This window comes from Flavobacterium sp. MEB061, from assembly GCF_000834715.1.
In the GTDB taxonomy this organism is placed as follows: Bacteria; Bacteroidota; Bacteroidia; order Flavobacteriales; family Flavobacteriaceae; genus Flavobacterium; species Flavobacterium pectinovorum.
Genome location: NZ_JXQR01000018.1, coordinates 182,821 through 204,960, shown reverse-complemented (window position 1 = coordinate 204,960; position 22,140 = coordinate 182,821). Strand labels below are relative to the sequence as shown.

The following is a 22,140-nucleotide window of genomic DNA, read 5'->3' as shown; positions in this document are numbered from 1 at the left end:
AGGAAATGAGTAATCAGGAAAAAGCTGTTTTTTTTAGCATTATTATTCCGGTTTATAATGTTGAGGATTATCTAAACCAATGTTTAGAAAGTATTTTATGCCAGACCTATTCTAATTATGAAATTGTTTTGGTTAATGACGGTTCTACAGATTCTTCTTTTCAAATTTGTCAAAAATACCAGCAAATTTCATCACACATAAAATTAATTAACAAAGAAAACGGAGGTTTATCAGACGCCAGAAATAAAGGTTTATTAGCGTCAAAAGGCAATTATATTATTTTTACAGACAGCGATGATTACTGGTCAGGAGATTCTGTTTTAAGGGATTTGAATAATCTGATCGAAGAATCAAATCCGGATTTGATTATTCATGAGGAAAGCCGTTTTTTTTCTGAGCAGGATGTGCATTGCAAGTACAACCAGCGATTTATAAAAAACAAATCAGGAAAATTTGATGACGAAATAATCAACTTGGTTTATTATGATTTGTATGTTGCATCTGCCTGGGATAAAGTAATTAGAAGATCAATTTTAATAGATAATCAATTGTTTTTCCCCTTAGGACGAAAATCTGAAGATATTGAATGGTGCGGCCGATTAATGCATTACATTGACACTTTTAGTATTTATTCTAAATCATTTTACATTTATCGTCAGGTTAGAAAAGGATCTATAACTACAAACGTAACCGAAAAACATATTGAAGATGTTTATTTTATGGTAAAAAATGGTTTAAATGCACCAAAAGCAAATTTTGAAAATATAAATCAGGCGATAGAAAATTATTGGGCTTTTAATTATGTTGTAATTTTAAAAGATTTTTACGTACTCTCTTCAAAAACGAGAAGTAATATTTGGAATGATATAGTTTCCTGGAAGTATTTGCTTCAAAAAAAGCGAAATTTAAGAGTTGATAAAGTGGTAACTTTTTATCAATATTTACCGTTCACAGCATTGATACTTTTTTTAAACGGATATAGAATTAAAACAATTTTGTTCAAGAAATACAGAGCTTTAAAATAAAAGGATTTTAGTATGCAGAAAAATATAAAAAAAAGCACCGCAGCATTTTTGCTTATTGCAATTGCCAATTTGGTTATTGCATGTACTGCTTTTTTTATTTTGCCACCCCGTTTTTTTTATGATGCGGCCATTATAGCCTATGATAAAGGAAATTTGATAGGATATTTTGGAAGTTATCCCCTTTCAATCTTATTCTATAAAATTTCAGGGTTCCGTTATTTGCCATTTCCCGTAATAGCGTTAATTCAATTCCCCGTTTTGATGTATGTTTTGTATAAAATTGGTATTCCCGATAGATTTGAAAAACTTAATGTCAAGAACATTTTGGTTTATATGGGAATTTTAATGATTGCCATTTTTATCTCAATGCCATCAAAAGAATTTATAACCTTTTTATACGTAACGCCAATTGTTTTTTTGTGTATGAATGATGAGGTATCGCTAAAGAAAACAGTTGTATATACCATTTTAATCTTGTTGTTTTTTGGCGCAATTTTTCGTCCTTATTTTGCCTTAATTCCTATTATTGGCGGGGGAATGTATTTGCTTAGTTTGATAAGCTTTAAGAACAAAACCGTAACTACCATTTTTTACGGTTTATTAATTGCCTTTTTTTTATCATTGAGCCATGGTATTATAAAGGGAAAATATCTTTCAGAAATTAGTCGTGAATTGGTAAACAATGACCGAATAGGTTCTGCAGATGCAAATTCTATGATTGTTTCGCCTGTAAAAACAGATACCTGGTATGGAGAAATGGTGAGTGTTTTTTACGGCTTTTTTACAGTGAATGTTCCTTTAAATGGATTAAAATATATATTTTCTCCTCAAATTATAATCTTTATAATTTGGCAGCTTTTGTTGTTTTACATTTTATTGGTTCGCTTTTCTAAATGCCTAAAAGAAAGAAAAACGTATTCAAAAGAACTTCTGATTTTATTGATTCTTTTTTCCTTTTTTATTGTTCAGGGTGTATTCGAACCAGATTTAGGTACTGCAGTTCGACATAAAATAGGCATTTTTCCTTTAATTTATTTTGCATTATACTATGAATCTTTCCGAAAAGAACTTCAATAAAATATTCCATGTTTTTTTATGTCTCATCGCTGTTGCGATGATTTTTAGAAAACCATGTTCATTGCTTATAATTTTATTTGCTGTTTTTAATTTGGTTTTTATTCGAAAGTTAAAATTCACCAAAACGAGCCTTATTTTAATGGCCTGTATTGCTTCACCTATATTGTTGGAGTTATTGTTTTTTTGGAATAATGATTCTTTTACAAAAGGACTAAAAGCAATAGAAAAAAGCACTTCGTTATTATTGTTTCCAATTTTTATTATTGGTAATTATCAAAGAATTAATTTTTTGAGAATAACACAAATTTACAGCATTGCAACAACAATTTTAATGTTGTTGTTGTTTATCCGTTTTAATGTTATTTATCCCGAATTGATGAATAAATACCTTAACGGAATCGATTTATGGGAAATGGGATATCAATTTGCAGACAGTATTGGTATTCATGCTCCGGCTTTAAATATGCACTTGGCTTTTGTTTCGGTTTGTGCTTTGTTTTTTGTTTTTTACAGTATTAAAAATCAGGAAAAAAGAAGTTTTAAGATTATTCGATTAATTGTTTTTATTTTATCGTTTTTCTTCGTCCTTTTTGTGAATACCAGAATAGCGTTGGTTAATGTTTTGGCTGGATTTGCGATTGTTTTCTTTCTTGAATTTAAATCAAAAATAAACGTAAAAAAAACGGCAATAATTTCAGCAATTGCTTTGATTTTATTGGGAAGTATTTTGTTTTTCTTCGTTCAAAAAAACCCATACATGAAAGAGAAATATTCTAAAACAACTTTTGCTTATATGGATAAAGTAGGGAAATTAGATGAAATTGATCATCCTGAAATTAAGGTTTTCAATTCTTTTGTAACCCGTCTTTCTATCTGGAAATCTGCTTGGGAATTGTCTGAAAAAAATCTTCCTTTCGGAGTTGGAGCTTCAGACGGAAAGCCGGAATTGGTTAAATATTACGAACAAACCAATCAGCATTTTTTGGCTAAATATGAATTTCCAACACATAACCAGTTTCTTGATTTTTTATTAAAATTCGGAATTCTTGGGCCAATAGTAGTGTTGCTTTATATGTTTACGATTGGATTTTTAGGTTACGATTTAAAAAGTGCCATCATAATTTCATTTTTTATGATCTTCTTTACTTCAAATTTAACCGATGATTTTTTACTTCGTTTTGATGGAATAGCTTTCAGTGGATTATGGTTTTCTATTTTTGCAAGTTATTGGCTTCAGCAAAAAGGGATTCTTGATAAAGAGCAAAAAGCTGCTTAAAATTTTGATTTTTATCAAATAAATCTTCGCATCTTTTTAATGCATTTTTTCCAAAATCAGTTCTGGTTTTATTCTCTTTTAGAATTTCAAAATAATTTTCAAGTTCATTAATATTATCAAAAAGAAATCCTGTTTTATTATGTAAGACAATATCTTTATTACCAATAATATTGGTTGCTATAATTGGTTTTTCTAAAACCATTGCTTCTAATAATGCAATTGGTAAGCCTTCCCAAAGAGAGGTTTGGAGATAAATATCGATTGAATTTAAAGTTTCAAAAACAATATTTTTATCCATAATCCATCCGGTAATCTTAATATTTTCAGAAGTAATTAAATGGCTTAGTTCGCCATCGCCTATCCAGATAAAATTGAAATCCGGAAACTTTAGGGCAATATCATTAAATAATTTAGGGTTTCTTGCGGCTGTGATTCGGCCTAAAATGCCAACAGTTAATTTTGAGTTTTGATGAGGTAAAAAGTATTCACGAATAGGCGGAATATCTACACCATTTCTCACCAATTTTGAGGGACCAATTTTTTTAGCAATTTCAAATTCGGTATCTCCACATGCCACAATTGTTCCGCCAAATAATCTCTGAAAACTTTTTTCAATGATCGAATATAATTTTCTGGAAGATTTTGAAATATCAGTTCTTAGAAAAGCATATCCGTGAGGCGTATAAAAAACTTTCTTTTTTTTGAATAGGAAAAAATAGGCAATTCGACCTAAAACACCTGCTTTTGATGAATGAAGATGAATTATATCAGGGTTAATTTTTTTAAGTTCTTTAATTAATTTAAAAATAGATTTTAAATCCTGAAAAGGAGAAATCTCCCGAACCATATTAAGATGAATCAGATTAACACCATTTGAAAATTCAGAGTTTACTTTCTCAGAACTAATTCCTTTTCTATTACTGCTGTAGACAATAGTGGTTTCTATATTTTTACTTATTCCATCATCTCCAAAAAAATTAGACAAATCTCTAAAATAAGTATATACACCACCTTCTAGTGCTTCAACGACATGTACAACTTTCAAAATAATTAAATTTAGTTTAGTAAAAGTAGAATAAAGCAATTAATAATGAATTAAAAATTGAATCTCTCTTTGCATAAAAATTTAGTCAATTTAAAGGCAGGATATTTTATTACATTTGTGCATATTTGCAGAGATTATCAAAACCAATAGGTTAAATAAAACCATTATGAAAAGAATACTTATTACCGGAGCGGCGGGTTTTTTAGGATCGCATTTGTGCGATCGATTTATCAAAGAAGGATATTATGTTATTGGTATGGATAATTTAATAACCGGTGATCTTAAAAACATCGAACATTTATTCAAATTAGAGCACTTTGAGTTTTACCATCATGACATCACTAAATTTGTTCATATTCCGGGAGATTTAGATTATATATTACATTTTGCTTCGCCTGCAAGCCCAATCGATTATTTAAAAATTCCGATTCAGACATTAAAAGTCGGATCATTAGGAACACATAATTTATTAGGTTTGGCCAGAGTTAAAAAAGCAAGAATTTTGATTGCTTCAACTTCTGAGGTTTATGGAGATCCTTTGGTTCATCCCCAAACCGAAGAATACTACGGAAACGTAAATACAATTGGACCAAGAGGCGTTTATGACGAAGCCAAACGTTTTCAGGAATCTATAACAATGGCCTACCATACTTTTCACGGTGTTGAAACCAGAATCGTTCGTATTTTTAACACTTACGGACCAAGAATGCGTCTCAACGACGGACGTGTAATTCCTGCATTTATAGGTCAGGCACTTCGTGGTGAGGATTTAACCATTTTTGGAGACGGAATGCAAACGCGTTCTTTTTGCTATGTTGACGATCAGGTTGAAGGTATCTTTAGATTGCTGCATTCTGATTATGTCTATCCGGTAAATATTGGAAATCCGGATGAAATCACAATTAAGGATTTTGCCGAAGAAATTATAAAACTTACCGGAACAAATCAAAAAGTGGTTTATCATCCGCTGCCAATAAATGATCCGTTACAACGTCAGCCAGATACAACCAAAGCAAAAGAATTGTTAGGTTGGGAAGCAAAAGTAAGCCGTTCTGAAGGAATGAAAATTACATATGATTATTTTAGATCACTTTCAAAAGAAGAACTTTCAAAAGAAGAGCACAAGGATTTTTCGAATTATATAAAATAGCTATTATAAGTCAGGCTATTTAAAATCACATGTGCAATAAAATGATTGTATAGAGGAACAAATTATGACAGTATTTCAAACAGGAAGATACTCAAAATATATCAGGCCAATTAGTATTTTAATTGATCTGACAATTATTACAGTATTAAGCTTTTTTATATTTAAAGAGCTGGTTTCAAATATGTTGGTTTTTGTTTTGTATCAATATATTGGCTGGGGTTTAATAGCTTTTTCAACACATTTTTATGATGTGTACAGATTTACAACTCCAATAGAAATTGCCGCAAAAATATTAAGACAGGAAATTTTGTTTCTTCTCGTTGTAATTGCTTTTTTTCCTTTTTCGCCACAAGTGATTTTCAGCCAAATTGCCATTATAATATTTATAGTGTTAGCAATATTATTGGTGACAATTTTTAAATTCTCATTGTTTTTTTATTTAAAAGAATACAGAATAATTACTGGAAGCAATTATCGAAGTGCAGTTATAATAGGATTTACAGAAGAAGCAATTCGATTAAAAAACCTTTTTGAAACCAGAAAAGATTATGGATATCGGTTTCTTGGATATTTTTCAGATAAGAAATCAGGCGAGAATATCACAGGAAAATTGACAGATTTAAAACCTTTTATAATTGAAAATGAAGTAGATGAGATCTATTGTTCTTTGAATGAAGTATCAAACAAATATTTGAAAGATTTGATTGATTTTGCCGATGAAAATAATAAAACAATAAAGTTTATTCCAGACACAAAAGAGATTTTCTCCAAGAATCTAAAAATAGATTATTACGATTTTTTTCCCGTACTTTCGTTAAAGCAGACCATGCTTAATGAACCGGCAATTCAAATATTGAAACGTACTTTTGATGTTGTTTTCTCTATTTTAATCATTGTGTTTGTGTTATCCTGGTTAGGCCCAATATTAGCAATTCTAATAAAATTAGAGTCTAAAGGCCCGGTTTTTTTCACACAGGGAAGACCTGGATTAGGAGAAAATGAATTTGTATGTTATAAATTTCGCTCTATGCGAATTAATAAAACAACCGAAACAGAAGCTTCAAAAAATGATCCCCGCGTTACGGCAATTGGTCGTTTTATGAGAAAAACAAGTATAGATGAACTACCGCAATTTTTTAATGTTTTAAAAGGAGACATGTCGGTCGTTGGGCCAAGGCCACATCTTTGGTCGCAGAATAAAGAATACGGAAACAAAGTAAAAAAATATATGATTCGTCATTGTGTTAAACCCGGAATTACCGGATTGGCACAGGTTAGTGGTTTTAGAGGTGAAATCACAATAGAAAGAGACATGATTAACCGAATTAAATTTGATGTTTTTTATATCGAAAACTGGTCTCTTATTTTAGATTTGAAAATAATTCTTCAAACTGTAATCAATATTTTTAAAGGCGATAAAAAAGCATATTAATGAATGAATTAGTTTCGATTATAACGCCAACTTTTAATGCCGAAAAATTTATTCGGGCAACGATAGAATCTGTGCAAAATCAGAGTTATCAAAATTGGGAAATGATTTTGGTTGATGATGCTTCTACAGATGAAACTGTTTTGATCATAAAAGAATTTGCTCAAAAAGATAATCGTTTAAAATTAACCGAGTTGCCTAAAAATTCAGGAAATGGTTTTGCGAGAAATATAGCTTTAGAAAAAGCAACAGGAAAATATATTGCTTATTTAGATGCAGATGATATTTGGTTGCCACAAAAACTAGAAAAGCAAATCAAGTTTTTAAAAGCCAACAATTTACCCTTTACTTTCAGTTTTTATGATTGTATAGATGAAGAAGGAAATTCTTTAAACAGGCGAGTTGAAGCGCCTTTAGAATTGACTTATGATCAATTGTTTTTTTGCAATTACGTTGGGAACTTAACCGCAATTTATGATGTAGATTTTTTCGGAAAAATTGTTATCCAAGCGACCCAAAAAAGACAAGACTGGCGATTATGGCTTACCATTTTAAAACAAATTGAAGCAACAAAACCGGTACCGGAGATTTTAGCCCTTTACAGAATTAGGAAAGATTCCATATCCTCTTCAAAATTCAAATTGATAAAACACAACTTTGGTGTTTATAGAGAATTTCACGGATTCAATTTTGTATTTTCTGTTTTGTTGATGACACGATTTTTATTCACACAATTGATTATAAAACCTCAATATATCAAGAAGATTTAGTATCCTCTAAGGTCACAATTTGTGACCTTAGAGAAATCAGATCTTGTTTTTAAATCTTGAAGTCGCAATTTGCGGCTTCAAGATTGTGATTTAATTCTTTAAGGTCGCAAATTGCGACCTTAGAAAATAGGACTTAAAAATTATTTATATCCAATTTTCACTCTTTCACTTTCATTTTCTTTTTTTTCTGTCAATTCATCCAAATAAGAAAAAACCAACTCTATATTTTTATCATGGTTCTCTAGTTTCTTTTGAATCTGAAGAATATCAACTTTAATTTCTGTTGTGTCCTGAAGCATTTGTCGCACTTTTGTGAAAATGCGCATAATTTGAATATTGGTTTGAATGGCTTTGTCACTTTTCAATATACTTGAAAGCATTAAAATACCATGTTCTGTAAAAGCAAATGGTAAATATTTTAAGTTTGATCCTCTACCATTCTTCAAGGTCACAATTTGTGACCTTGAAGAATCATATTCTATTTTGGTAAGCTCAAACATGAAATCTTCTGGAAATCTTGACAAATTTCTTTTAACAGCTTGTTTTAAAACTTTAGTTTCAATCTGATAAAGTGAAGCTAAATCGCTATCAAGCATAACCTTTTGATTGCGGATAAAATATATTTTGTTTGAAATAGTTTCTTCAGAAAGTAAAGATTGATCGTCCATAAGTTTAATTAAAAAAACAAATGTAAGATTTTATTTATATTATAAGTAAGATTTGAATTGCTTTAATTTACCACGATTGGTTCTTTCTAAAACATTTTTTCGGGTAAAAATGAAGCTCAAGTTTGGTTCAAGATATAGAGCGATTGCTTCTTTTATTTTTTGAATTTGTTCTGAATTTAATTGATTTTCAGAAACATATTCAATTTCAAAAGTATCTAGTTGTGTCTGTTTAATGATAAATTCTTTTACATTTCCATCATCTTCAATGATGCTTTTTGTAACGTAATAAAATGTCAAGCCAGGAGATTTTTTTCCGCTTGGTAAAATGGCAACATCGTTTGTTCTACCAACCAATTTTTTTAAGATTGGTTTTTGTGGCGTACTTTTTTCATCCAAAATCCCAATGTCTCCAATATCATATCTTATAAAAGGATTTGCTTTATTGAAAAGAGAAGTAATTACAATTCGGCCTTCTTTTCCGTAAGGGAGAATCTGATTATTTTCGTCCAAAATTTCAACAAATAATGTTTCAGCATTTATTTGCCATTCGCCTTTTGTATTTTCAAAAGCAATCAAATCAAGTTCTGAAGCTCCGTATTCATTGATAATTGGAATGCCGAATTGTTTTTCCAGCAATATTTTATCCGATTCAAAAAGCATTTCCGAAGTAACAAAACAAGCTTTTAAAGTCGGACAAATTTCACGTAAAATGATATTTCTTTTTTCTAAAAATTTAGCAAACAAAACGATCGAACTTGTGTAACCATTGATATAATCGAATTTTTGCGTTTTAAATTTTGCTAGAAATTTTGTCAAAACTTCATCAGATAAATCAAAAACCGGAAAGCGAAAACGTCTGCTCAAAAAATCCTTAAAACGTTCTTTTTGATATCCAATAAAATCCATCGGAATGCCATAAAAACGCGCTTGGTAAGAATGATTAAAATCAATATTAAACCATCCAAAACGCATAATATTCGACGCCCATGTTAAAGCGTGAGCATATTTATCTTTGGCAAAAACAAAAGGAGTTCCGCTAGATCCGGATGTTTTGTTGAGGTAAACGTTTTTTAATGTATATCCTTTAGAAAGTCTTTCTGAAAGTGGTTTTTGTAGATTTTGTTTGTTTAAAATGGGTAAATCTTCCCAGTTGATATTCGTTTTATTTTCAACTAATTTCTGGTAAAAAGAATTGTTTTGTAAATGAAAATCAACAATTTCTCTTTTTTTATCCTGAATGAATTTTGCATGTTCCTCAGTAGATAAATTCACAATTGATTCTAATTCGGCTTTTGCTTTCTTTATCGGAAAACCATTTATTTTTAAGGAAAGATCGAAAAGTGACAGCATTTTTTGAAGATAAATTTTCACCAAAAATAATATTTACCAATTACTAATATAGAAGAATCAACAACTTTTTAAGATTTAATTATTTTTTACGTACAAAAGCAATTATTTTTGCACCACAACTAAATACAACTATACCATGACAATTTTACTATTGGGATCAGGCGGAAGAGAACATGCTTTTGCGTGGAAAATGATTCAGAGTCCGCTTTGCGAAAAACTTTTTGTTGCACCAGGAAATGCGGGAACAGCTGCAATTGCTACAAATGTTGCAATGTCTCCAACCGATTTTGATGCCATAAAAGCATTTGTACTAAAAGAAAATGTAAAAATGGTTGTTGTAGGACCAGAAGATCCGTTGGTAAAAGGGATTTATGATTATTTTAAAAACGACGAAAGTTTACAACATATTCCGGTTATTGGTCCATCAAAATTGGGTGCTCAATTAGAAGGAAGTAAGGAATTTGCTAAAGAATTCCTGATGAAACACAATATTCCAACTGCTGCTTATGATAGTTTTACTGCCGAAACAGTAGAGAATGGATGTGCATTTCTTGAAACTCTACAACCTCCATACGTTTTAAAAGCGGATGGATTAGCAGCCGGAAAAGGTGTTTTGATTATTCAGGATCTTGAAGAAGCTAAAACTGAATTGAGAAACATGCTGGTTCACCAAAAATTTGGAGCAGCAAGTTCAAAAGTAGTTATTGAGGAATTTTTGGACGGAATCGAGTTAAGCTGTTTCGTTTTGACAGACGGAAAAAGCTATAAAATTCTTCCAACTGCAAAAGATTACAAACGTATTGGTGAAGGTGACACAGGATTAAACACAGGCGGAATGGGAGCAGTTTCTCCGGTTCCTTATGTTGATGCTGTTTTGATGGAAAAAATTGAAACAAGAATCGTAAAACCAACAATTGAAGGTTTCCAAAAAGACGGAATCGAATACAAAGGTTTTGTATTTATTGGTTTAATTAATGTAAAAAATGAACCAATCGTTATTGAATACAATGTAAGAATGGGAGATCCTGAAACTGAAGTTGTGGTTCCAAGATTAGAATCTGATTTGGTTGAATTATTCTTATCAGTTGCTAATCAGGAATTAGATTCTTTCGAATTAAAAGTAGATCCAAGAAGTGCGACTACAATTATGGTAGTTTCCGGCGGATATCCTGAAGATTTTGAAAAAGGAAAAGTAATTACCGGATTAGAAAATATTACAGATTCTATTGTTTTTCATGCAGGAACAAAATTAGATGGCAAAAATGTCGTTAGTAATGGAGGACGTGTATTAACAGTAACATCTTATGGAGATGATTTCCAACAAGCCATAAAAAAATCTTACCAAAACATAGATAAACTAAATTTTGATAAGATGTATTTTAGAAAAGATATTGGCTTCGACTTACTTTAAAAAAGAGTGAGCTGTAGTATCTTGGTTTTCTGTTCCAGCGTCATCAAAAATGCGTAATTGTTTAATCCAATAAACGATTGCGCATGCGCAGATGATCATAAAAATCCAGTTAATTGTATTTGCACCAAACCATGTAACAAGTTCTAAGCGACGTAAAAAGTCAAGTGGAGCAAATAAAATGTTAACGAATAAGTATTGTATTCCTTCAAAAAAAGCTGTCATAATTTCTAAAATTATATGTTATTTATTGTTGTGTAACGCATTGAAATCAAATTCAGATTATAGAATCTTTTTTCAACTTGTTGGTTTTACTTTTTAAACAAGTATTATATTTACAATCACAAAAGTATAAAATATCCTTATGATAACAAGTGTTTTTAGAAAATCTACGCCATTAAATTATTCGCTGGTCGTAATTTTAATACTGGTTTTCTTTTTTCTGTTTCAATTTCAGGAACCATCATGGATGAGTTCTTCATTTTTGGCGTTTCAGAAAATAAGTTTATTGTGCTTTATATTTGCTTCTTTTTTTCTGATAAATTTTATTGTAAAAAAGAACGGACTCAGTAAAGACAATGGTTACGCGATATTTTTTTACTTATTGTTTATATTGTTTTTCCCCACAATATTTAATAATGCAAATGTAGTATATGCCAACTTTTTTGTTTTGCTGGCACTTCGACGATTGATTTCTTTACAATCTTTAAAAGCTTCAAAAGAAAAAATATTTGATGCTTCTTTTTGGATTTTAATAGCTTCTTTATTTCAATTTTGGTCTATTCTTTTCCTGATATTGGTTTTTATATCGATTATTTTTCACGTTTCGCGCGATTATAGAAACTGGGTTTTGCCATTTATAGCACTTATGGCCGTTGCGGTTATCTTTTTACTGATCTCTTTAATCTTCCATATTAACGCAATTGAATTTTTTCAAAAACGCGCTGTGGTTGATTTTAATATTGATTATTTTAAAAACAATTACGAAAACGGAGCGCTATCAATTTATGTTGCCGTGGCATTATTTTTTGTCGTTTCGATGTTAATGACTTTTTCAAACAGACCTCAAATTGTACACTCTTCATACAAAAAAATCGTAGCCTGTTTTTTTATAGCAGCTTTTGTTTTCATTATTTCACCAGATAAAAGCAACGATTTATTGTTGTTCAGCATTGCTCCTTTAACAATGATGGCGGCAAGTTATGTCGAATATGTACAGCAAAAATTAAACAGCGAAATTGTATTTTATACTTTAATTGCGTGTAGTTTATTTACTTTTTTCAGCCAATTATAATTTGTTGCCGTAAGCAAGATCACCGGCGTCGCCGAGTCCCGGCACGATATAATTTTTTTCATTCAGTTTTTCATCCAAAGATGCAACCCAAAGATGACAATTGTCCGGAAGATTTTTTTCAAGATAAGCGACACCTTCAGGAGCTGCAATAACGACAACAATATGAATTTCGTTTGGAGTAGCATTCTGAACCAATTTTTCATGAACTGCCACTACTGATTGTCCCGTCGCCAACATGGGATCAAGAAGTAAAACTGTTTTATTATTGATATTTGAAACGGCTTGATATTCAACCCGAATTTCGAACTCATGATCGTTATTCGGATGATATCTGCAAGCAGAAACAAAACTATTTTCAGCATGATCAAAATAATTTAAAAAGCCATTATGCAATGGTAATCCGGCTCTTAATATTGAACATAAAACCAAATCATCATTAATTTCGGTAGTTTTTTTAATGCCAAGCGGCGTTTGAATATCTACATTTTTATATGACAAATTTTTGCTTAATTCATAAGCCATAATTTCGCCAATTCGTTCGATATTTTTTCTAAAACGCATACTGTCATTTTGAACATTTACATTTCTGATTTGACCCAAAAAATGATTTAAAACGCTATTATTTTCAGATATATAATGAATTTTCATGTGGAGTTTTTAGAATTATCAATGATTTGTGATACTAAAATGAAAAAACCAACGTTTTTTTCACAGCATAAAAGTATAAAAAGTATCTTTGCTTCTCTAATAATTAAAGACATGTTTTCAAAATTAGCATATTCTGTTTTCGAACAAAGCATCAAAGATTATCACCAGTTTGATAACGTTGATCAACCTATAAACAATCCATATTCTAAGGATAAATTCGAGCATTTATTATATTTAAAAAACTGGATTGACACAGTTCAATGGCATTTTGAAGATATTATTCGTGATCCGCAAATTGATCCGGTTGCTGCATTAACTTTAAAAAGAAGAATTGATGCTTCAAATCAGGAACGTACAGATATGGTGGAATATATTGACAGTTATTTTTTGCAAAAATACAGTGATGTAAAAGCAAAAGATGGTGCAAAAATCAATTCTGAAAGTCCGGCCTGGGCTTTTGACAGATTATCTATTTTGGCTTTAAAAATTTATCACATGAACGAAGAAGCTACTCGTGCTGAGGCTTCACAAGAACACAGAGATAAATGCCAGGAAAAATTAAACATTCTTTTAGAGCAAAGAAGCGATTTGTCTACAGCTATTGATGATTTGTTGGCAGACATCGAAAGTGGAGAAAAATTCATGAAAGTGTACAAACAAATGAAAATGTACAACGACGATGAATTAAATCCTGTTTTATATCAAAATAAAAAATAATTGGCAAAATTGTCCAATATTAAGCATATAGCCGTCATGAGACTTTCCGCAATGGGAGATGTCGCCATGACGGTTCCTGTTTTACGCGCTTTTGTAAAACAATATCCGGAAGTTAAACTAACAGTAATTTCACGTCCGTTTTTTAAACCTTTTTTTGAAGGAATTCCCAATCTTGATTTTTTTGCTTTTGATGAAAAAGAACGTCACAAAGGTTTCGGAGGACTTTTACGGTTGTTTCAGGATGTCCGGAAATTAAAAATTGATGCTTTTGCAGATCTTCATAATGTATTACGATCTAAAATTGTGAGTTTGCTTTTCGCTTTAAGCGGAAAAAAAAGAGCCACTGTTGACAAAGGCCGTGAAGGAAAAAAAGAATTAACCCGGGCAGAAAATAAAATATTCAAGCAATTGCCTACAATGTTCGAAAGACATGCAAAGGTTTTTGAAGAACTTGGTTTTCCTCTGGATTTATCAAAGGCAACTTTCCCTGAAAAGGCAAATTTGAGTGTAGAGATTATTGGCGGTCAAAATCAAAAATTAATTGGAATTGCACCTTTTGCACAATATGATTCTAAAGTTTACCCTTTGGATTTAATGACAGAAGTTATTACAACTTTGGCACAAAATCAAGACTATAAAATTTTGCTTTTTGGCGGAGGAAAAAAAGAAATCGAAATATTAGATTCACTTTCACAACCATTTGAAAATGTAATAAACATGGCTGGAAAAATTAAATTTCAGCAGGAATTACAACTAATAAGCAATCTCGATGTAATGCTTTCTATGGATTCCGGCAATGCACATATTGCAGCAATGTTGGGCGTAAAAGTTATTACACTTTGGGGCGCAACGCATCCTTATGCAGGATTTTTGCCGTTTAATCAAAGCTTGGAAAATGCTTTAACTTCAGACAGAAATCAATATCCGAAATTGCCAACATCTGTTTACGGAAATAAAATTGTTGAAGGTTACGAAGATGCGATGAGAACGATTTCTTCGAAGACTGTTGTTGAGAAGATTCAGCGGTTATTATAAAAATTCCAAAATAGAAATATCTAAAAAAATTCCAAATTCCAAATTCCAACTTTACAATTGGAATTTGGAATTTTTTTTATTGAATATTTAATTTTCTCATAAATCAAGAAAAAGATATCCTATTGGTTTCTTTTTGTTTTTATCGACTACGATTTTAACAAAATGATTTTCTTTTTCGGTAGCGAGTAAAATGTGTTCAAAATCTTCGGTAGAATTTCTGTAAACCTTGTGTATCAATTGAGATTCTTTGATTTTATTTGATAAAATTTTAGCAGCTTTTAATTCACTTATATAAGGCCAAATATTAAAAAAACTATCTGTAGAGACTGATATTTCTGCCATTTCCCCAGTTATTGTCGAATTATACTTTTCTTTCGAAAGTAGTTTAGGAACTTTTCTGTTTCTTCTTTTTTTAATTATAAAGTAGACACAAAACAAAGATGTTACAACAAAAAGGAATATAAAAGTTAAACGGAGGTAGTGATGCATTGCCATAATTTAATGTTTTAAACGTGTTGACAAATAGAAATAGCTTTACATAGATAAAAATGTATCAGCTTTTGAAGTACTAATATACTAAAATTCTAGCTCGTTTTTTTAAAAATACTTAAAATATAATATACTTTTTTGTCAATTACACATAGCGGTTTTAATTTTAGTTGGAATTTGGAAATTTTAATTTTTACAACCAAATTTTTTCATCACGGCATCTTCCATAAATATAACTTTTAAGATTTGAAATTGTAGCTTGATAATCAGGAACTTCAAAGCCAAATCGTTCATGTTCCATTTGTGCTTTTTCAATTTCATTACAACCTTTTATAACTTCCCTAAGCATGTCTAGCATTGCCAGTTCTTTATTATTGTTTTTTTGAAATTTAAACTCCACAATTTCATCTTGCAGTTCTTCACAATAATCAATAAGTTTTACAACTTCAGGTTCATCTAAAAGGTATTCCTTACTTTTAAAAATTTCACGTACTGATTTCATAATAGCTAATATTAAATTCCAAATTTTTTAAATCCCAAATTCCAATTTGACAAAGATTGCTAATAATTACAAACAAAAAAAATTCCAAATCCCAATTGTAAAGTTGGAATTTGGAATTTAATTTTTTATTGGAATTTTAACCTCTAAACATCATCATAATCTACATAAATAGATTCTGAAGTTGGGTGAGCCTGACAAGTTAAAATTAAACCTGAAGCAATTTCTTTATCGGTTAAAATAGAATTTTTAGTCATTTCTGCAGTTCCGGATGTTACACGCGCTAAACAGCTGCTGCAAATTCCGCCCTGACAAGAATACGGAGCATCTATTCCTTGTTTTAAAGCTGCATCAAGAATGGTTTGTTTTTGAGACATTTCAAAAGAAACTTCATCATCATCAACCAAAACAGTGATTTTTGTATGTCCTTCCAATGAAGTTTTTATTTCATGTTCCTGAGATGAAGAAGTAAAAAGCTCAAATTTAATTGCGGAATCTTTTACGTTTTTCTCTTTCAAAATCGCCGAAACGGTATTGATCATTTCTTCAGGACCGCACAAGTAGAATTTATCAAATTCAAGTTCTTTGTGTTTGTTGTTCAAAACAAAATTTACTGCCGATTTTTCGATTCTGCCAAACAATGCGTTTTCAGCTTTAGCCTGACTAAAAACAAAATGTACAAAAAAGCGTCCTACATATTGTAATTGCAAGTCGTGCAATTCCTGGTAAAAGATGGCGTCTTCTGGAGTTCTATTTCCGTAAACTAATACAAATGAGCTTTTTGGCTCACTTTTTAATATCGATTTTATGATAGAAAGTACTGGAGTAATTCCGCTTCCGGCAACAAAAGCCGCATAATTTTTTTGTCTTTCGGCATCTGGTTCAAAAGTAAATTTTCCTTCTGGCTGCCCTACTTCAAGAACGTCTCCTGCTTTTAATTTAGTATTGGCAAATTGCGAAAACAAACCGTTTTTTACTGCTTTTACTGCAATTCTCAATTCACCGCTTTCTGGAGCTGAGCAAATAGAATAAGCACGGCGAATTTCTTGATTATCAAGAGTTAACTTTAAGTTTACGTATTGTCCGGCAATAAATTTATAATCTAATTTTAGTTCTTCCGGAACATTAAAAAGTATCGAAACCGCATCGGCAGTTTCACGTTTTACCTCTTTAATTATAAGTTTTAAGAATGAAGGCATGATTTAATTTTTATGCAAAAGTAGCAAACGGCGCTTAATTGATAGATACGAATTTATTATTTTTAACTTTTTTTGTAATGTTTTCTTACATTTGGACTCTTACTATAAACTCAAAACCAAAACAATGATTAGAAAGTTTATTTATCTTGAATGGAAAGCCTTTACAAGATCTGCATCTTTTGGAGCAAATCTGGCCATGAAAATTTTAATAGGCTTTTTGATGGTCTATTTCTCGGTCATCTTTATCGCAATGGGCGTTGGTACATTTTACCTCCTCAAAGAAATGAACTTCGAACCATTATCAACAGTCAATAGATTTTTGATTTATTATTTTTTATTCGATTTGGTCATTCGTTTGTTAATGCAGGCAATTCCTGTTCTTAATATAAAACCGTTGTTGGTTTTACCTTTTAATAAACCAACAATTGTTCATTTTTCATTGGGCAAAACGGCTTTGTCGTTTTTCAATTGGGTTCATGCGCTTTTCTTTGTTCCGTTTGCAATTGTATTAATAATAGAAGGTTATGATATCATTGGAATTGCGTTTTGGCTTTTGGCGATTTTTTCTTTAATCTACATCAACAATTTTCTCAATATTATTTTAAGCAATATCGATAAATTATTTGTTGTTTTTATTGCACTTGCTTTGGTTTTAGGAATAGCCCAATATTATAAATTATTTGACATTACAGTTTTTACAACACCATTTTTTCAGGGACTTTATAACAAAAAGGGATTATTTTTAATTCCAGTTTTAATTTTAATTGCGTTGTATCAGTTTACGTTTAAATATTTTAAAAACAATTTATTTTTAGATGCCGGACTTTCTAAAAAAGAAGATATTGCAACGACCGAAAATTTAGTTTGGTTAAATCAATTTGGAACTTTAGGAACATTTCTTAAAAATGATATTAAATTAATCCGAAGAAACAAAAGATCAAAAACGACTCTTATTATGAGTTTTTTCTTTTTGTTTTACGGATTGATCTTTTTTGGAAATACACATCAACCACCAATCATGCATATTTTTGCCGGAATATTTGTTTCGGGCGGATTTTTATTTGTCTTCGGACAGTTTGTACCAAGCTGGGACAGTTCGTATTATCAGTTGATGATGACACAAAACATTCCATATCGCGGATACATTACTTCAAAATGGTGGCTGGTTGTAATTGCCACTTTTATTTCGACAATTTTAGCATCATTTTATCTTTTGTACGGATGGGAAATTTATTTAACCATTGTCGTTGGAGCCATCTATAATATAGGAGTCAATTCGCATTTGGTACTTCTTGGAGGTGCATTTACAAAGACTCCAATTGATTTAAGTAATGCCGGAGGCGCTTTTGGAGACAAAAAAGCATTTAACGTAAGCGCCATGTTGTTGACTTTACCAAAATTATTATTGCCTTTGGGATTATACGGCATCGGACTTTATTTAGGAAATAAAAATCTCGGATTACTTTTAGTGGCAGGAGCAGGGGTTTTGGGTTTTATTTTTAGGAACTCTGTTTTTTCATTAATCGAAAAAAGATATAAAATAGAAAAATATAGTACGATTCAAGCTTACAAACAGAAAAACTAATTAGCCAGTGTGCCAATTTGATAATGAGATAATTTATCAGATTTTTTAATCTAAAATCAAAAATTACAGATGATACAAGTAAATCAGCTTTCAAAAATATATAACGGAACAACAGTTTTAAACATTAAACATCTTGAAATACCAAAAGGTCAAAGTTTTGGATTAGTGGGAAATAACGGAGCAGGGAAAACTACTTTTTTTAGTTTACTGTTAGACCTGATTCAACCATCAACAGGAAATATTAAAAACAATAATATTGAGGTAAATACAAGTGAAAACTGGAAATCATTTACAGGTTCATTTTTAGATGAAAGTTTTTTGATTGGCTATTTAACTCCCGAAGAATATTTTTATTTTATTGGAGATTTGCGCCATCAAAATAAAGCAGATATAGACGCTTTGTTAGCCCAATATGAAGAGTTTTTTAATGGAGAAATTCTCAACAACAAAAAATATCTTCGTGATTTATCTAAGGGAAATCAGAAGAAGGTGGGGATTATTGCCACACTTATAGGAAATCCTGAAGTTGTTATTCTGGATGAACCGTTTGCAAATTTAGATCCGACAACTGTAAGCCGATTGAAAAAAATTATAAAAGAGCTGGCACAAAATCCAAACGTTACAGTTCTGGTTTCCAGCCATGATTTGCAGCATACAGTGGAAGTTTGCGATCGTATTGTTGCACTTAATAAGGGTGAAATTGTAAAAGATATTCAAACATCAGAAGAAACCTTACAAGAACTCGAATCGTTTTTTGCTGTTTAAAGTACAGTTATATCAAAAAGAAGCGTAATTTTACGGGGCATTATACTAAAAATCCTTTTTAGAAGTTAATTGATTTAAAATCTTTTCTATTGAAAAAGAATACTCTTAAATATAGTTCTGCTTTGGCATTTCTGTTTGTCTTGATAGCTTGTTCTACCAAAAAGAACACTTTTTTGTCAAGAAATTCTCACGCTTTAAGTACAAAATATAATATTTTGTACAATGGCGGTATTGGTTTAGACAAAGGCTTAAAATCTATTCAGGCAGATAATAAGGATAATTTTTGGAAGATGCTTCCTATTGAAAAAATGCAGGTTGATGAAAATTTTTCTGAAGAAGGAAAAGCAAAAAATGCAGATTTTGAAAAAGCAGAAACCAAAGCAACAAAAGCCATTCAGAAACATTCTATGAATATTGGGGGAAGAGAAAAAAACTCCCAAATTGATGAGGCTTATTTAATGTTAGGAAAAGCCAGATACTACGATCAGCGCTTTATTCCTGCCTTGGAAGCATTCAACTATATTTTATATAAATACCCAAACAGCAGTAATATTTATACAGCAAAAATCTGGCGCGAAAAAACCAATATGCGTTTAGGTAACGATGCCATTGTAGTAAAAAACATCAATCTTTTATTAAAAAATACGGATTTAAATAAGCAAACATTTTCGGATGCAAATGCATTATTAGCAGAAGCTTTTTTAAATTTAGAAGAAAGAGATAGTGCTGTGACGAAGCTTAAAATTGCGGAAGAATTTTCGAGAATAAACGAAGACAAAGCACGCTATCGTTTTATTCTTGGACAGATGTATCAGGAAATTGGAAAAAAAGACAGCGCCAATTATTTTTATGATGGTGTAATTGATATGAACCGCAAAGCCGACAGAAAATATATGATGCATGCGTATGCTAAAAAAGCGCAGATGTATGATTATGAAAATGGCAATGACACAATATTTTTAAAAACCTATAATGATTTAGTAAAGGATCGTGAAAACAGACCTTACTATGATGTCCTTTTTTATGAAATGGGGGTTTTTTATGATAAAAAGAAACAGCAAGACAACGCTTTGAAATTCTATAATAAATCATTAGCCAGAAAATCGCAAGATTCATATTTAGTAGCTTCGACTTATAGAAATATAGGAGATATGTATTTTAAAAATACAGATTATACAATGGCTGCCAAATATTATGACAGTACATTGGTAAAATTAGATCCTAAAACGAGAGAATACGCTTTTATTCAAAAAAACCGAAAAAATCTAGATGACGTCATTAAATATGAAGCAATTGCCAAAAGAAATGACAGTATTATAAAAGTTCATGATTTACCGGCACCGGATCGAAAAATTTATTTTGAAAATTACATCGCTGAATTAAAAAAGAAAGATGAAGCCAAACGTATTTTAGAAGAAAAGGAAAAAGAAAGACTGGCAAACATAGAACGTAATTCAAATTCTGGTGGTGGCGGGCCAACAGCTGTGAATCCTGCATCAATAGGAAAACCATCAGATCCAAATGTGGGAGCTATTATGCCGCCTGATGGAAATTCGACGGTAAGTACTTTCTATTTTTATAATCCTACAACAGTTGCCTACGGTAAGCTGCAATTTAAAAAAATGTGGGGCAACAACCGAACTTTAGGAACAAACTGGAGATTAGCAGCTGTAAAATCTGCAAATAATATTGCATTAAATGATACTTTAAATAATAATCCAGATGCAATTAATGCATTAAAAGATACCATTGTTATTGAAAAGTACACCACAGAATTTTATGAAAAACAGCTTCCAACATCTCAAATTGTAATGGACAGCATTGGTAAAGAACGAAATTTTGCTTACTATCAGTTAGGACTTATTTATAAAGAAAAATTTAAAGAGTATAATTTAGCAAGCGATAAGCTGGAACAATTATTAAAAAACAATCCTGAAGAGAAATTGGTTTTGCCATCGATGTATAATTTGTATAAAATCTATCAAATTACAAATCCTGCTAAAGCCGAAGCTATAAAAGCAAATATTACAGGAACTTATCCAAATTCGAGATATGCGCAAATTTTGAATAAGACAAGTGAAGATGATTTAATTACACCCGACAAAGAATACAAGAAATGGTATAAGCTGTTTGAAGAAGAACAATATTATGTTGTTTTAGACAATATTGATAATTTAATAAATCAATATTCAGGTGATGAAATCGTTTCTAAATATGAATTGTTGAAAGCGAATACTTTAGGGAAGACAAATGGTTTAGCGGCTTATAAAAAAGGTCTTGAAGCAGTTGCAGATAATTATCCAAATACGGAAGAAGGAAAAAATGCACGCGAAATCCTGGAGAAACAAATTCCGAGTTTAGAAAAGCTTGATTTTACAACAGTTGACAATAAAAACTGGAAAATTTTATATCAGGTTTCTAGTACTGATTCTCAAATAAGTAAAAAAATTGAAGAAGCAATAAGAGTATTTTTATTAGTTGAAAATTATGAAAGATTAACAACTTCTGTAGATAAGTACAATAAAACTTACAATTTTGTAGTTATCCATGGAATTAAATCAGAGGCGTATGCAAATGATGTTGTTGGAATCTTAAGAGATGATAAAAAATATAAAATTGCACAGCCAGGAATTATTATCTCGAGTGACAATTATAAAGTTATTCAAATCAAGAAAAACATTGAAGCGTATTTAGCCCCCAAAAATCCATAA

Annotated in this window: 21 protein-coding genes; 13 read left to right on the top strand and 8 right to left on the bottom strand. The window is 30.8% G+C overall.

Annotated features, from left to right (window positions below; genetic code table 11):
- The first annotated feature begins 5 nt into the window (after positions 1–5).
- The 3 genes from RT99_RS11545 (at position 6) to RT99_RS11535 (ending at position 3,378) form a co-directional block, all read left to right on the top strand.
- Entirely contained in the window at positions 6–1,025 is a 1,020-nt protein-coding gene (locus tag RT99_RS11545) for a glycosyltransferase family 2 protein (protein WP_165587197.1), read from the top strand.
- Between the two features lie 12 nt (positions 1,026–1,037).
- Positions 1,038–2,102 carry a hypothetical protein gene (locus tag RT99_RS11540; protein WP_042564892.1) on the top strand — a complete coding sequence of 355 codons (1,065 nt, stop codon included), beginning with the start codon at positions 1,038–1,040 and terminating at the stop codon, positions 2,100–2,102.
- A 139-nt stretch (positions 2,103–2,241) separates the two neighbouring features.
- Positions 2,242–3,378: an O-antigen ligase gene (locus tag RT99_RS11535; RefSeq protein ID WP_242607194.1), complete on the top strand. Its 1,137-nt coding sequence runs from the start codon at positions 2,242–2,244 to the stop codon at positions 3,376–3,378.
- On the opposite strand, the gene RT99_RS11530 is transcribed toward RT99_RS11535, so the two are convergent.
- A complete protein-coding gene (locus RT99_RS11530) occupies positions 3,314–4,423 on the bottom strand; it encodes a glycosyltransferase (RefSeq protein WP_042564959.1) in 1,110 nt (369 codons plus the stop codon). The genes RT99_RS11535 and RT99_RS11530 overlap by 65 nt on opposite strands.
- Positions 4,424–4,589: 166 nt before the next feature.
- On the opposite strand from RT99_RS11530, the gene RT99_RS11525 reads away from it, so the two are divergent.
- From RT99_RS11525 to RT99_RS11515, 3 genes are all read left to right on the top strand, one after another.
- Positions 4,590–5,573, top strand: coding sequence for a UDP-glucuronic acid decarboxylase family protein (locus tag RT99_RS11525; RefSeq protein ID WP_042564890.1), 984 nt, complete (start codon positions 4,590–4,592; stop codon positions 5,571–5,573).
- Between the two features lie 64 nt (positions 5,574–5,637).
- Positions 5,638–7,005, top strand: a complete 1,368-nt coding sequence (locus RT99_RS11520) for an undecaprenyl-phosphate glucose phosphotransferase (protein WP_042564889.1) — start codon at positions 5,638–5,640, stop codon at positions 7,003–7,005.
- Complete coding sequence (locus RT99_RS11515) at positions 7,005–7,772, top strand: glycosyltransferase family 2 protein (RefSeq protein ID WP_042564888.1); 768 nt, start codon at positions 7,005–7,007, stop codon at positions 7,770–7,772. The genes RT99_RS11520 and RT99_RS11515 overlap by 1 nt, the downstream gene beginning before the upstream one ends.
- A gap of 140 nt (positions 7,773–7,912) precedes the next feature.
- On the opposite strand, the gene RT99_RS11510 is transcribed toward RT99_RS11515, so the two are convergent.
- Both RT99_RS11510 and RT99_RS11505 read right to left on the bottom strand, forming a co-directional pair.
- The gene (locus RT99_RS11510) at positions 7,913–8,440 is read right to left on the bottom strand and encodes an ORF6N domain-containing protein (RefSeq protein WP_042564887.1); all 528 of its coding nucleotides are present in this window, start codon (positions 8,438–8,440) and stop codon (positions 7,913–7,915) included.
- A gap of 39 nt (positions 8,441–8,479) precedes the next feature.
- A complete protein-coding gene (locus tag RT99_RS11505; protein ID WP_042564886.1) occupies positions 8,480–9,790 on the bottom strand; it encodes a phenylacetate--CoA ligase family protein in 1,311 nt (436 codons plus the stop codon).
- A gap of 136 nt (positions 9,791–9,926) precedes the next feature.
- Here RT99_RS11505 and purD point away from each other — a divergent pair, with 136 nt between their 5' ends.
- Entirely contained in the window at positions 9,927–11,201 is a 1,275-nt protein-coding gene (gene purD, locus RT99_RS11500; RefSeq protein WP_042564885.1) for a phosphoribosylamine--glycine ligase, read from the top strand.
- On the opposite strand, the gene RT99_RS11495 is transcribed toward purD, so the two are convergent.
- A complete protein-coding gene (locus RT99_RS11495; protein WP_042564884.1) occupies positions 11,193–11,423 on the bottom strand; it encodes a hypothetical protein in 231 nt (76 codons plus the stop codon). The genes purD and RT99_RS11495 overlap by 9 nt on opposite strands.
- Positions 11,424–11,562: 139 nt before the next feature.
- Between RT99_RS11495 and RT99_RS11490 the strand changes: the two genes are divergently transcribed.
- Entirely contained in the window at positions 11,563–12,492 is a 930-nt protein-coding gene (locus RT99_RS11490; protein WP_042564883.1) for a DUF6427 family protein, read from the top strand.
- On the opposite strand, the gene upp is transcribed toward RT99_RS11490, so the two are convergent.
- Positions 12,487–13,140: a uracil phosphoribosyltransferase gene (gene upp / locus RT99_RS11485; protein WP_042564882.1), complete on the bottom strand. Its 654-nt coding sequence runs from the start codon at positions 13,138–13,140 to the stop codon at positions 12,487–12,489. The genes RT99_RS11490 and upp overlap by 6 nt on opposite strands.
- A gap of 111 nt (positions 13,141–13,251) precedes the next feature.
- On the opposite strand from upp, the gene RT99_RS11480 reads away from it, so the two are divergent.
- Both RT99_RS11480 and RT99_RS11475 read left to right on the top strand, forming a co-directional pair.
- Positions 13,252–13,857, top strand: a complete 606-nt coding sequence (locus RT99_RS11480) for a DUF4254 domain-containing protein (RefSeq protein WP_042564958.1) — start codon at positions 13,252–13,254, stop codon at positions 13,855–13,857.
- 36 nt (positions 13,858–13,893) lie between these two features.
- Complete coding sequence (locus tag RT99_RS11475) at positions 13,894–14,892, top strand: glycosyltransferase family 9 protein (protein WP_117614814.1); 999 nt, start codon at positions 13,894–13,896, stop codon at positions 14,890–14,892.
- Positions 14,893–14,988: 96 nt separating this feature from the next.
- Here the strand turns inward: RT99_RS11475 and RT99_RS25685 are convergent, their stop codons facing one another.
- The 3 genes from RT99_RS25685 to RT99_RS11460 all read right to left on the bottom strand — a co-directional run bounded on the left by RT99_RS25685 (position 14,989) and on the right by RT99_RS11460 (position 17,079).
- Positions 14,989–15,234: a hypothetical protein gene (locus RT99_RS25685; protein ID WP_242607193.1), complete on the bottom strand. Its 246-nt coding sequence runs from the start codon at positions 15,232–15,234 to the stop codon at positions 14,989–14,991.
- A 340-nt stretch (positions 15,235–15,574) separates the two neighbouring features.
- Positions 15,575–15,883 carry a hypothetical protein gene (locus RT99_RS11465; RefSeq protein WP_042564880.1) on the bottom strand — a complete coding sequence of 103 codons (309 nt, stop codon included), beginning with the start codon at positions 15,881–15,883 and terminating at the stop codon, positions 15,575–15,577.
- Between the two features lie 143 nt (positions 15,884–16,026).
- Complete coding sequence (locus RT99_RS11460; protein WP_042564879.1) at positions 16,027–17,079, bottom strand: ferredoxin--NADP reductase; 1,053 nt, start codon at positions 17,077–17,079, stop codon at positions 16,027–16,029.
- A 124-nt stretch (positions 17,080–17,203) separates the two neighbouring features.
- Here RT99_RS11460 and RT99_RS11455 point away from each other — a divergent pair, with 124 nt between their 5' ends.
- The 3 genes from RT99_RS11455 (at position 17,204) to RT99_RS11445 (ending at position 22,140) form a co-directional block, all read left to right on the top strand.
- Entirely contained in the window at positions 17,204–18,664 is a 1,461-nt protein-coding gene (locus RT99_RS11455; RefSeq protein ID WP_042564878.1) for a DUF5687 family protein, read from the top strand.
- Between the two features lie 69 nt (positions 18,665–18,733).
- Positions 18,734–19,429 carry an ABC transporter ATP-binding protein gene (locus RT99_RS11450; protein ID WP_042564877.1) on the top strand — a complete coding sequence of 232 codons (696 nt, stop codon included), beginning with the start codon at positions 18,734–18,736 and terminating at the stop codon, positions 19,427–19,429.
- An 89-nt stretch (positions 19,430–19,518) separates the two neighbouring features.
- A complete protein-coding gene (locus RT99_RS11445; protein WP_042564876.1) occupies positions 19,519–22,140 on the top strand; it encodes a tetratricopeptide repeat protein in 2,622 nt (873 codons plus the stop codon).